Annotated in this window: 14 protein-coding genes; 3 read left to right on the forward strand and 11 right to left on the reverse strand. The window is 74.3% G+C overall.

The window, feature by feature from the left end; all coding sequences use genetic code 11:
• The first annotated feature begins 35 nt into the window (after window positions 1-35).
• On the forward strand, window positions 36-494 hold the full coding sequence (locus ONA70_RS10290; RefSeq protein ID WP_265006132.1) for a TorF family putative porin: 459 nt from the start codon (window positions 36-38) through the stop codon (window positions 492-494).
• Window positions 495-909: 415 nt separating this feature from the next.
• On the opposite strand, the gene ONA70_RS10295 is transcribed toward ONA70_RS10290, so the two are convergent.
• Genes ONA70_RS10295 through ONA70_RS10305 form a run of 3 tightly spaced genes read right to left on the reverse strand, consistent with a single transcriptional unit; the run spans window position 910 to window position 2,978 of the window.
• On the reverse strand, window positions 910-1,389 hold the full coding sequence (locus tag ONA70_RS10295) for an SLOG cluster 4 domain-containing protein (RefSeq protein ID WP_265006133.1): 480 nt from the start codon (window positions 1,387-1,389) through the stop codon (window positions 910-912).
• A gap of 21 nt (window positions 1,390-1,410) precedes the next feature.
• On the reverse strand, window positions 1,411-2,682 hold the full coding sequence (locus ONA70_RS10300; RefSeq protein ID WP_265006134.1) for a cupin domain-containing protein: 1,272 nt from the start codon (window positions 2,680-2,682) through the stop codon (window positions 1,411-1,413).
• Between the two features lie 8 nt (window positions 2,683-2,690).
• On the reverse strand, window positions 2,691-2,978 hold the full coding sequence (locus ONA70_RS10305; RefSeq protein WP_265006135.1) for a hypothetical protein: 288 nt from the start codon (window positions 2,976-2,978) through the stop codon (window positions 2,691-2,693).
• A 192-nt stretch (window positions 2,979-3,170) separates the two neighbouring features.
• Between ONA70_RS10305 and ONA70_RS10310 the strand changes: the two genes are divergently transcribed.
• Window positions 3,171-3,914 (forward strand): PIG-L deacetylase family protein, encoded by a 744-nt coding sequence (locus ONA70_RS10310; protein WP_265006136.1) that lies wholly within the window; start codon window positions 3,171-3,173, stop codon window positions 3,912-3,914.
• Window positions 3,915-3,923: 9 nt separating this feature from the next.
• The gene (locus tag ONA70_RS10315) at window positions 3,924-4,760 is read left to right on the forward strand and encodes a DUF72 domain-containing protein (RefSeq protein ID WP_265006137.1); all 837 of its coding nucleotides are present in this window, start codon (window positions 3,924-3,926) and stop codon (window positions 4,758-4,760) included.
• Here ONA70_RS10315 and ONA70_RS10320 read toward each other — a convergent pair.
• From ONA70_RS10320 to ONA70_RS10355, 8 genes are all read right to left on the reverse strand, one after another.
• Window positions 4,717-5,145, reverse strand: coding sequence for a DUF2267 domain-containing protein (locus ONA70_RS10320; RefSeq protein ID WP_265006138.1), 429 nt, complete (start codon window positions 5,143-5,145; stop codon window positions 4,717-4,719). The genes ONA70_RS10315 and ONA70_RS10320 overlap by 44 nt on opposite strands.
• A 299-nt stretch (window positions 5,146-5,444) precedes the next feature.
• Complete coding sequence (locus tag ONA70_RS10325) at window positions 5,445-6,317, reverse strand: DUF72 domain-containing protein (RefSeq protein ID WP_265006139.1); 873 nt, start codon at window positions 6,315-6,317, stop codon at window positions 5,445-5,447.
• Between the two features lie 47 nt (window positions 6,318-6,364).
• On the reverse strand, window positions 6,365-6,763 hold the full coding sequence (locus tag ONA70_RS10330) for a TraR/DksA family transcriptional regulator (protein ID WP_265006140.1): 399 nt from the start codon (window positions 6,761-6,763) through the stop codon (window positions 6,365-6,367).
• A gap of 288 nt (window positions 6,764-7,051) precedes the next feature.
• Window positions 7,052-7,681 (reverse strand): nucleoside/nucleotide kinase family protein, encoded by a 630-nt coding sequence (locus tag ONA70_RS10335; RefSeq protein ID WP_265006141.1) that lies wholly within the window; start codon window positions 7,679-7,681, stop codon window positions 7,052-7,054.
• Between the two features lie 56 nt (window positions 7,682-7,737).
• Window positions 7,738-8,346, reverse strand: coding sequence for a winged helix-turn-helix domain-containing protein (locus ONA70_RS10340; RefSeq protein ID WP_265006142.1), 609 nt, complete (start codon window positions 8,344-8,346; stop codon window positions 7,738-7,740).
• A 292-nt stretch (window positions 8,347-8,638) separates the two neighbouring features.
• Window positions 8,639-9,205, reverse strand: a complete 567-nt coding sequence (locus ONA70_RS10345) for a winged helix-turn-helix domain-containing protein (RefSeq protein WP_265006143.1) — start codon at window positions 9,203-9,205, stop codon at window positions 8,639-8,641.
• A 106-nt stretch (window positions 9,206-9,311) separates the two neighbouring features.
• Window positions 9,312-9,803, reverse strand: coding sequence for a rhodanese-like domain-containing protein (locus tag ONA70_RS10350; RefSeq protein WP_265006144.1), 492 nt, complete (start codon window positions 9,801-9,803; stop codon window positions 9,312-9,314).
• A gap of 56 nt (window positions 9,804-9,859) precedes the next feature.
• Window positions 9,860-10,312 (reverse strand): cysteine dioxygenase, encoded by a 453-nt coding sequence (locus ONA70_RS10355; protein ID WP_265006148.1) that lies wholly within the window; start codon window positions 10,310-10,312, stop codon window positions 9,860-9,862.
• Window positions 10,313-10,346 lie beyond the last annotated feature (34 nt).

The raw sequence follows: 10,346 nt of genomic DNA on the forward strand, positions 1-10,346 counted from the left end.
CGCGCGGGCGGGCCCGGGAGAGGAGTATGACGGGCATGTCACCGCGACTGCCGATCGAAGCCGCCGAGGCCGCCTTCCGCGACCTCGGCGGCTTCGCCGTGGACGACCCAGCCGCGCCGCCGCCGGCCCGGCTGATCGAGGCGGTACGCCGGTTCGCCGCCGTCGAGTTCGACGTGTCGACCGAACTGCCGGACCAGGACGGCCTGCTCTTCCAGTACACCCCGCTGGGCGGCAGCTTCCTGCTCGGCTTCGTCCGCCAGTTCGAGCTGGTCGACGCCGACGGCGAGCACGAGGGATACGTCCAGCTCCACGCGGACTACGAGCTGCCCCCGGACCCGGAGCTGACCGCCCTCGGCAGCTACACCGACTGGTGGTTCCGGGGTGGGCCGGAGTCCTTCGACGACTGGTTCCTCCGGGTGTCCACCCACCCGGTCTGGCAGCGGGCGGCAGGGGTCACGCCGGCCCGCTTCGAGATCTACGCCGACGAGGTGTGAACCTCTCCATGGCGACCTGGGAGGACGTACGCCGGATCGCGCTCGCAAGGAGGCGCTGCTCGCCGACGACCCGGCGGATGAGACCGACGGCGCCACGCGGTAGCCGCACGGAGCTGACGAATTGCGGGCCCCGACGAACGGGTGATCCGCGGCGGGCGCCGCCGGCAAGGTCACTTGAGACCTCCTTTGGAGCTGACAGCACAGACGACTCACGGACGACCGGCACCCGACCCGGCGACGCAGGGGGCGACAGGGGTGACGCCGGAGGTGCCGCCAGGGGGATGCCGGGGCGCCGGGCTGGCGACGCGGCGGGCGGCGACATCACCAACGACTCAGCTCCAAAGCGTTTCGCAGAACTACACCCGCCTCGCAGGCGATGGCAGGGCCCACACCCGGGGGCCCCCAATCTCCAGCGTCACGGCTCCCGCGGCACGGCCACGCCGGCGACGCGGACCGCCTCCTCAGGGGTGTCGACGTGGACCGGGCCGGGCACCGGGCGACCGTCGGCGTCGACGATCCGCCAGCCGCCGAGCACCACCACCGGGATGCCGCCCCGGCGCAGGCCGAGCGCCACCTCGCTCAGGGTCCCCCAGGAGCCGCCGATCGCGATCACCGCGTCCGCGCTCCACACCAGGATCGCGTTGCGGGCCTGTCCCATGTTGGTCACCAGGTACGCGGACAGCTCGGCGGGACCGGGTTCGGTGCCGTCGTCGGGGCGTACCCCGATGACCAGGCCGCCGCGGGCGCGGGCGCCGGCGGCGACGGCGGCCATCACGCCGCCGCCTCCGCCGCAGAGCACGGTGGCCCCCTGGCCGGCCAGCAGCTCCCCCACCCGCCGGGCGTGCGCCAGCTCGGCCGGCGTGGCGTCGGCCGGGCCGCACACCGCCACCTGCATCCGTCTCACCTCCACCGCAGGTCAGGCCGGAGTGAGCACGGCCTCCTTGAGCAGGCGCCGGGCCAGGACGAGGCGGTCCGCGTCGTCGTCCAGGCCGGGCAGGTCGCCGACCCGGGTGACCTCGCCGGTGAGCACGGCCCGCAGCGCCGGCTCGCAGGTGCCGGGCAGGCTGATGGTGCGGTCGAAGAGTCGCAGCGTCACCGTGCCGTCGCCGGCCGGACCGAGCTGCCAGCGCAGCCCGGCGCGGGGCGCGACCCGGCTGTCCGGGGCCAGCGCGGCCAGGGCGGCGGTCTGGGCGAGCGGGCGGATCGGCGCCGGCCGGGCGGCCGGCCAGGCCCGGGCGCGCAGCCGGGCGGCCACCGCGGCCGGGTCGGCCCGCAGCAGCCAGTCGCGCAGCGCCTCCACCGTCTCGGTCAGCTCCGGCTCGATCGCGTCCGGGTCGGCGACGTCGATGCCGAACGGCAGCCCGGCGCGCAGCCGGGGATCCTCGGCGGCGAGCGCCAGCAATTCCTCGACCAGGGCGTACCGGGTCAGCGCGCGGATGCCGACGGTCAGGTGCAGCGAGCTGGACTCCTGCGCCTGGGCGCTGTGCAGCCAGCCGCGCGGCAGGTAGAGCGCGTCGCCCGGTTCGAGCACCACGTCCAGCTCGGGCCGCCCCTCGGCGGTGGCCGAGACCTCGTCGGCCCGGCCGCCCCAGGGCTGCTTCTCCAGCGGGTCGGGCAGCACCGGCGGGTGGATCCGCCAGTGCTTGCGGCCGTCGACCTGGAGCACGAAGACGTCGTGGGTGTCGTAGTGGGTGGCGAAACCCTGGCTGCCCACCGGGGTCAGGTAGGCGTTGACCTGCGCCGGCTGGGCCAGGGCGACGCCCAGGTCGCGGGCGAAGTCGACCAGCGCCGGCCAGGCGCGGTGCAGGCCCTGGAGGACCAGCGTGGCGCCGTCGGCGTACAGCGCCAGGACCTTCTCGTCGAGGACCTGGTCGCCGATCTCGGCGCCGGCGCCGCCACCGCCGGTGTAGTGCGCCGCCGGCACCAGTTGGCCGTCCTTCGCCACCCGCAGGAACGGGGTTCGCAGGCCGCGCCGGCTGAGCAGCTCGTCGGCGTCGGCCGGGCTGAACAGGTCGGTGAAGCCAGCCGGGTTCGGCAGCTCGGCGGCCCGGGACAGCAGCGGAGCGCGCCCCCAGTGGTCGGCGGCGAACTTGGCCGGCTCCTCCGCCACGCACCGGGCCAGCGCCTCGCCCACGGAAGACGGAACCGCCGGACGGCCGTGGCCGCCCGGCGGGTCGAGGTAGGTCATGGCGATCCTCAGGCGCTGCCGTCGGCGCCACCGTCGCGCTGGCCCGGGGTCGCGCCACCGTCGGCCGGCCCCTCCGCGCCGCCGTCGGCGCCACCGTCCTGCTTGCCCGGGGTCGCCCCGCCGTCGGCCGGACCCTCGGCGCCACGGTCGGCACCCCGGTCCGCGCCGCGTTCCGCGCCACGGTCCGCGCCGCCGTCGGCGCCACCGTCCTGCTGGCCCGGGGTCGCGCCACCGTCGGCCGGACCCTCCAGGCCGCCGCCGCTGGTGGTCTGCATGTCGTCATCGTTGAGTGCCATGGGTGCTCCCTCGGGTTTGCCGCCCCGTCGTGCGTCGGGGTTCCTCGTGCAGCGGTACCCCACGCGCGATCTTCTCTAACCACACCGTAAACGTCGGGACCCGGCGACACGGACGGTTCGCCCGGCCCCGCGCATCCGATGGCAGGCGGACCGACGCCACCGGTGCCAGGATGGCCGAAAGGGAGGTGGGTCATGGGGCAGCCGGAACCGTTGACACCGCTGGCCGAGGACTGGCAGCGGGCGCTGGCCGTGGTGGCCCACCCCGACGACCTGGAGTTCGGCGCGGCCGCCGCGGTGGCCCGCTGGACGAGTCAGGGCCGCGAGGTCGGCTACTGCCTGCTGACCAGCGGGGAGGCGGGCATCGACGGGATGCCGCCGGAGCGCAGCCGGGTGCTGCGCGAGGAGGAGCAGCGAGCGTCCGCCGCCGTGGTCGGGGTCCGCGCGGTCGAGTTCCTCGGCCTCCCCGACGGCCTCCTGGAGTACGGGGTCGCGCTGCGTCGGACGATCGCCGGGGTGATCCGCCGGCACCGCCCGGAGATCGTCATCACCAACAACTTCCGGGACACCTGGGACGGGGCGTACGCGCTGAACCAGGCCGACCACATCGCCTGCGGCCGGGCCACCCTGGACGCGGTCCGCGACGCCGGCAACCGGTGGATCTTCCCGGAGCAACTGGTGGACGGCGTGCAGCCGTGGTCGGGCGTACGCGAGGTGTGGGCGGCCGCCTCGCCGTTGGCCCGGCACGGGGTGGACGTCACCGCCACCTTCGACCGGGGCCTGGCGTCGCTACGGGCGCACGGAGCGTACCTGAGCGGCCTCGGCGACGGCGGCTTCGACGCCGAGGAGTTCCTCGAAGGGCTGGCCCGGCCGGCCGGGACCCGCCTCGGCGTCCGGTACGGCGCCGCGTTCGAGGTCTTCCGGCTCAATGTCGCCTAGCGGCCGGCGATGATCCTGGTCGGCACCTCCGGCTGGCAGTACCGGGATTGGCGGGACCACTTCTACCCGGCCAAGCTGCCGCAACGGCTGTGGCTGGAACACTTCGCCGCGCGGTTCGCCACCGTGGAGGTCAACAACGCCTTCTACCGGCTACCCGAGCGGGACACCTTCGTGGCCTGGCGGGACCGGACCCCGGACGACTTCTGCGTCGCGGTGAAGATGAGCCGCTACCTCACGCACGTCAAGCGGCTGCGGGATCCGGCCGAACCGGTGGCCCGCTTCCTCGACCGGGCGACCGGGCTGGGCGACCGGCTCGGGCCGGTGCTGGTGCAGCTCCCGCCGAACCTGCGGGCCGACCCGGAGGCGCTGGACGCGACATTGCGGCTGTTCCCCGCCGAGGTGCGGGTGGCGGTCGAGCCCCGGCACCCCAGCTGGTGGACGGAGGAGGTGCGCGGGGTCCTGGAGCGCCGCCGGGCCGCACTGGTGTGGGCCGACCGGCTGAGCCGCCTGGTCGCCCCGCTCTGGCGGACCACCGACTTCGGCTACCTGCGGCTGCACGAGGGCCGCGCCCGGCCGTGGCCGCGCTACGGCCGGACCGCGCTGGCCACCTGGGTACGTCGGCTGGCCACCACGTTCTCCGCCGACGAGCCGGCGTACGTCTACTTCAACAACGACCCGGGCGGCGCGGCGATCGTCGACGCGGTGGCCTTCGCCGGGCTGGCCCGACGGGCCGGGCGGCCGGTCACCAGGACGCCGAAGACCCGCCCCACCGGTGCGGTGGAGCGGGTCGGGACGCTGCCGATCAGGGAATCATCTGCACCAGGTCCTTCGGCATCGCCGACTTGACGTCCTCCCATTCGCCCTGGTTCATGTGCCGGCGCAGGGTGTCCAGCACCACCTGCACCACCTGCTCCGTGCCGCCCTCCACGTCGTACGGGAAGCCTTGGCGGACCTCGTAGAGGAAGTCGTCGCGATTCAGCTTGATCGGCACGCTCTCCGGCTGCCAGCCGTCGAAATAGACGCCCCGCAGCAGCACCGGCAACTGCTGGGCGAACTCGACGCTCTGCGCCACCGGCAGCCGGTCCCGCAACAGGTGCAGCACCGTGCGCAGGGCCGCGTAGGACTGGTTGCGCTGCTCCTTCGGCCAGCCGTACGCCGACTCGATCTCCTTGAGCATCACGTTCGTCTTGTCCAGCGAGGACTCGAACGCGGAAATCATCTGCTCAGCCATCTGCCCACCCCCGTGCGTCGGTTTCCCACCGTCGGTCATCGGTGCGGCGCGGCGGCCCGCTGGGCCCCCGCCAGAGCCGGGTCGGGCTGAACCGACCGGGCCGTTCGCCGCGCCGGGGAGGGTCGGACTTCCCGACCACGTGCAGCACCCCGCCACGGCGCCGATCCGCTACGACCCGCACCGTCATGGCCCACCTCCTGTCGGCCTCGCGGTCGCGTCGGTCGACCGACCGCACACACCGTCCAGGCTCGCTGGAGAGGGGGTGAGCCGGCCTCACCCCGAAAAGGTGAATCAGGTCGTCAGTCGGCGCCGAGGAACTCCCGCAGCCGCTGGCCGTTGCGCTGGGCATAGTCCCGGTAGCAGTTGTTCATCAGCACGTGGGTCCGCGCCGCCTCGCCGGCCAGCTCGCGCAGCTTCGGCGCCCAGCCGCGCAGCTCCCGGTCGGAGTAGTCGTAGCCGAACTTCTCGTGGATGTCGGTGCTGGTCCACTTGTCGCTGTGCCCGTGGAAGCGGACCACCGCGAGGTCCGCGGTGGCCGCCAGCACCGGGGGCACCGACGACTTGTGGCCCTGCGGCATGTCGACGCAGACGAACGGCAGCTCGTGCCGGCGCAGGAAGGTCAGCGTCTCCTCGGCGTTGTCGCCGGCGAACCAGGAGGCGTGCCGGAACTCGAAGACCGGGCGCAGCGGGTCGCACCGCTTCGCCACCTCGAGCAGGTACTGCTTGTTGTCCCGCTTGATGGTGAACCAGGGCGGGAACTGGAACAGGATCGCGCCCAGCTTGCCCGCCTCGACCAGCGGGTCGAGAGCGGACAGGAACCGGGTCCAGACCTCCTCGTACGCCTGCGGCGGCAGGTCGTCCGGGTAGAGGTTCTTCTTCTCTGTGTCCGGGCGCAGGTCCTTGTAGAGCGACGCGACCCGGGTCGGATGACCGGTCAGCAGGCTGAACGCCTTGACGTTGAAGGTGAAGCCGGCCGGGGTGCGGTCCACCCACAGCCGCGCGGTCCGCTCGGCGGGCGGCGAGTAGTAGGTGGCGTCCACCTCGACCAGCGGGAACTGGCGCGCGTAGTAGGCCAGCCGCTTCTCCGGGGTGTCCGCGGTCTGCGGGTACCAGCCGGAGTCGAGCAGAGTCCGGTCGGTCCAGGAGGCGGTGCCCACCTTGATCTCACCCATCTGGCGAGTCCACCGCGTTCGGGACCGACCGGCAACCCGGGCGACGCTCAGGCCGCCCGCCGCTCCCGGGTCTGCTTGCAGGACACACAGGAGGTCGCGGACGGGAAGATCTCCAGCCGTTCCACCGGGATCGGCGCGGAGCAGCCCTCGCAGAAGCCGTACGTGCCCTCCTCGAGCCGGGTCAGCGCGTGCTCGAACTGGGCGCGCCGGTCCAGGATGCTGCGCAGCAGGGACTGGGCCGTGTCCCGCTCGGCGGTCTTGGTGCCGCTGTCGGCCTGGTCGTCGCCGGCCGTGTCACCGATCTCGACCAGCCGCAGCACCTGGCTCTGCTGCACGGCCTGCTCGTACTCCGCGGTCAGCTCGTCGTACCGCGACTGCAGGGACTGCCGGATCCGGTCGTTCTCCGCCTGGGAGCGGCCCGTGGCTACCGTGTCGTGGACGAGCATCGCTGCCTGCCTTTCCTGGGGCCTCATGCCGGTCCGGGGCGCGAACGCCCCGGACGTGGTCCGATGGAATGCCCGGGCGAGATCACCCGTGCTCTGTGAGCCGGGCGATTACCCGCCGCCTCCGCGGATCAAACCGACGACCCCCTGGGTTCTTTTTCGCCGTTCGTGCCGGCCTGCGCCGGGCGGTCCGTCCCGGCCCGTCCCGCGCCGCCCCGGCCAGTGCCCGTCCGGCCGGAATGCACGGGCCCAGGCCGGCCGTCCGGTTCCACCTTTGGCAGGCCGATGCGGTCAGCCGGCCTCCACCAGGGCCGGGTGGCGCGGGTCGTCGGCGCGTACCACCACGTCGGCGAAGGCGGCCGGGGCGACCTCGTCGGCGTAGCGGGCGAACGCTGGGAGGGTCCAGCGCTGCTCCGGGTCGGTACGCCGGTCCAGCGCGGCCGGCGAGAGCTCCAGGTGCACGGTGACGTCGAACGGCAGGCCCCCGCCGAGCAGGAGCGAGCCGCTGACCAGCACCACGCCGCCGGGCGGCAGCTCGACGTAGCCGGCCCGGCTGGCCCGGTCGGCGACGGCGTCCCAGAGCGACGGGAGCAGCCGGCCGGAGCCGTCCGGGCCGGCCGGGTCGAGGACCTCACGGCGCAGCCCGACCTCGTCGACCCAGCCCTCGTAGTAGGCGTCCGGGTTGGTCCGGCCGTGCTCGAGGCGTACCGAGGCGGGTCGGAGGAAGTCCGCCGCGCGGACGTGCAGCACCGGGCGGCCGGCGGCGCGCAGCGGGTCGACCAGCGCGGCGGCGAGAGCGTCCGGCGCCGCGGCCGGCGGACCGTCGACGGCGACCCGCAGCCGGCCGGGCACGGCGGCGCCGGCGAGCCGGTCGGTCAGTTCGGCGACGAGGCGCTCGGGGGTGATCGGACGGACGCGCATCCGCCCATCCTGCCCGCCGGGCCGGACGGGACTCGGCGCGGCGGGCCGGACCCGGTTCAACCGGAGCGGCCGATGGTGACGCGGGCGTCGTCGGCGAGCCGGTAGCCGACGCCGTAGACGGTGGTGACCAGCGGGACGTCCACGCCGACCTTGCCGCGCAGCCGGCGGACGTGCACGTCGACGGTGCGGACGCCGGCGTGCTCGTACCCCCAGACGGCGTTGAGCAGTTGCAGTCGGGTGAACACCCGGCGCGGGTGGGCGACCAGGTGCAGGAGCAGGTCGAACTCCAGCCGGGTGAGCGGCAGCGGCTCGCCGTCGCGCAGCACCGACCGGGAGGCGGCCAGGATGTGCAGGGTCGGGATGGCCGGCGCGAGCGGCAGGCCCGGGGACCGCCCGGCCGGCACCGCATCGGGGCGGCGCTCGGTCTGGCCCGGGCCGCTGGAGATCACGGCGTCGCCGCGTTCCAGCAGCTCACGGGCGGCCTCCAGGAGCCGGCGGGCGGCCGGGGACAGCGACTCCTCGCAGGCGAGCGGGATGTTGAGGGTGACGGTCAGCACGGGTGCCGCCGTGTTGGTGGGGCGGCGCTGGCCGCCGGGGGGACGACCGGGGACCGCGGGCTGGGACGTATGCCATCCGGCGCGCGACGAGGCGGGGCTGACCGACATGGTCCTCCTTGGCTGGTCCGGGTATCTCCCCACGGCCCGGGACGCCGCTTCATCGATGCTTCCCGGCGCCTGTGCGAGGGTCAAGAGGCGGCTGCGTTGCATGAATGTGACAATTGACGAACACATCGGAGCCGAATGCTCGCTCTGCGTACGAGGCCAGATGATTACAGCAGAGCGGCGAGATGCCCCGGTAAGGGGGGTCCCTGTCCGGTTCACATTGGGCGGTGCGGGGCCCGGAACACGGACGCGGCGTACCCGCGGGACCCGGGTACGCCGCGCCACGTCCGCGCCGTCAGCCCTCGCGGTCCACCACGATCCGCGCCTCGTCGGCCAGCCGGTAGCCCACCCCGTACACGGTGGTCACCAGCGGCGTGCCGACGCCGAGCTTGGCCCGCAACCGGCGCACGTGCACGTCCACGGTACGCGCCACGGCGTGCTCGTAGCCCCAGACGTTGGCCAGCAGCTGGAGCCGGGTGAACACCCGCCGGGGGTGCTCGGCGAGGAAGAGCAGCAGGTCGTACTCGATACGGGTCAGCGGGATCTCCCGACCGCCCTGGCGGACCGTCCGGATGCCGCTGAGGATGCGTACCGTCTCGGGCTCCTGAACCTCCGACGGCTGGGGGGCGGGCGGCTCGGCGGGGTGGCGCAGGCCGACCACCGCGCCGGCGGCGGGCTCCTCGGCCCGGACGATCCCCTCCCCGGCGAGTTCGTCGAGCAGGTCGACCAGGCGGGCGAGCCCGGGCGTCAGCGGCCCCGCCCCAAGGTCGAGGGTGACGGTGAGGGTTTGCGCGGTACGCGGCCGGGGCGGGGCGACCCGGCCGCCGCGGCGCGGGCGCGGAGAGATGGCGACGACGGACATGGAGCCTCCTGTGCTGGCGGTACGCTACGACGACTTCAGCTCGGCGCGTCTTGCGCCGCGCCACGACCTGAAGCCGTCGTCCGCCACACCGGGTACGGCGTGACGGTCAGTGGGACGCCCGGCCGGCGGTGACCGGGGACGCGGCGGACGAGGATCGGAGCGGCGGGACGGGGCCGAGGGTGGGCAGCCCGGCGATCCGCCAGGCGGCGAACCCGCCGACCACGTCGGTGGTCCGGTGCAGGCCGAGGTCCTGCAACGCGGCGGCGGCCAGCGAGGAGGTGTAACCCTCCTGGCAGATGACCACGACGGGCACGTCGTAGTCGACGGCCTGGGGCAGCCGGGCCGGGCAGCGCGGGTCGAACCGCCACTCCAGGACATTGCGCTCGACGGCGAGGGAACCGGGTACGGTGCCGTGCGCGGCGCGCTGGCCGGCCGGACGGATGTCGACCAGCAGCGCCCCACCCCGGTACGCGAGGTGGGCCTGCTCGGGGTCGAGCCGGCGCAGCCGGGCGCGGGCGGCGGCGAGGATCTCGTCGATGCCCCGCGAGCCGGGCGGGGGGACCGGACAGCTGTCGGTGCGGGTGTGGGTCGTCGGCATCGTCGCGTCCTTCCATGCGGTACGAGTCAGGGGGTGCGGGGTTCGGGGCGGCCGGGTCACCAGGCGACCCCGGCCTCGGCCACGTCGGCGACCAGGAGCCGCCCGGTAACCAGGCGGTAGCGGGTCATCCGGCGCAGCGCGGGCCGGTAGACGTGCACGCTGACCGCGGGCTGGTCGCCCCGATTGGTGACGACGTGCACGTGGCGGGCGCCGAAGCGCCGCCCGGCGCCGGTGACGAGCCGGTGCGGGCGCAGCCGACCACCGCTGACCGTCTCCTCGGTGAGGGTGCCGGCGACGACCAGGAACGCCCCGGACGAGCCGCCGTGGTCGTGCAGGTCGGTGCCCTGCCCGGGCAGCCAGCTCAGCGCCCACACCTCGTGCTCGGCGTCGGCGGCGAGCCGCGCGTACCACCGCCCGATCGGGTCGAAGCGCAGCGGGACCGGCCAGCCAAACGGGTCGACCCAGCGGGCGGCGACGGCGAGCAGGTCGGGCGGGTCGGTGCGGCTCATCGGCGGTTCGTCCTCATGATGCGACGGATGCCCA

This window comes from Micromonospora yasonensis (assembly GCF_026013475.1).
GTDB lineage: Bacteria > Actinomycetota > Actinomycetes > Mycobacteriales > Micromonosporaceae > Micromonospora > Micromonospora yasonensis.

Bases quoted from the DNA above. Each gene is read 5' to 3' on its own strand.
- ONA70_RS10290 (WP_265006132.1), top strand. From the start codon at position 36: ATGTCACCGCGACTGCCGATCGAAGCCGCCGAGGCCGCCTTCCGCGAC.
- ONA70_RS10295 (WP_265006133.1), bottom strand. From the start codon at position 1,389: ATGCAGGTGGCGGTGTGCGGCCCGGCCGACGCCACGCCGGCCGAGCTG.
- ONA70_RS10300 (WP_265006134.1), bottom strand. From the start codon at position 2,682: ATGACCTACCTCGACCCGCCGGGCGGCCACGGCCGTCCGGCGGTTCCG.
- ONA70_RS10305 (WP_265006135.1), bottom strand. From the start codon at position 2,978: ATGGCACTCAACGATGACGACATGCAGACCACCAGCGGCGGCGGCCTG.
- ONA70_RS10310 (WP_265006136.1), top strand. From the start codon at position 3,171: ATGGGGCAGCCGGAACCGTTGACACCGCTGGCCGAGGACTGGCAGCGG.
- ONA70_RS10315 (WP_265006137.1), top strand. From the start codon at position 3,924: ATGATCCTGGTCGGCACCTCCGGCTGGCAGTACCGGGATTGGCGGGAC.
- ONA70_RS10320 (WP_265006138.1), bottom strand. From the start codon at position 5,145: ATGGCTGAGCAGATGATTTCCGCGTTCGAGTCCTCGCTGGACAAGACG.
- ONA70_RS10325 (WP_265006139.1), bottom strand. From the start codon at position 6,317: ATGGGTGAGATCAAGGTGGGCACCGCCTCCTGGACCGACCGGACTCTG.
- ONA70_RS10330 (WP_265006140.1), bottom strand. From the start codon at position 6,763: ATGCTCGTCCACGACACGGTAGCCACGGGCCGCTCCCAGGCGGAGAAC.
- ONA70_RS10335 (WP_265006141.1), bottom strand. From the start codon at position 7,681: ATGCGCGTCCGTCCGATCACCCCCGAGCGCCTCGTCGCCGAACTGACC.
- ONA70_RS10340 (WP_265006142.1), bottom strand. From the start codon at position 8,346: ATGTCGGTCAGCCCCGCCTCGTCGCGCGCCGGATGGCATACGTCCCAG.
- ONA70_RS10345 (WP_265006143.1), bottom strand. From the start codon at position 9,205: ATGTCCGTCGTCGCCATCTCTCCGCGCCCGCGCCGCGGCGGCCGGGTC.
- ONA70_RS10350 (WP_265006144.1), bottom strand. From the start codon at position 9,803: ATGCCGACGACCCACACCCGCACCGACAGCTGTCCGGTCCCCCCGCCC.
- ONA70_RS10355 (WP_265006148.1), bottom strand. From the start codon at position 10,312: ATGAGCCGCACCGACCCGCCCGACCTGCTCGCCGTCGCCGCCCGCTGG.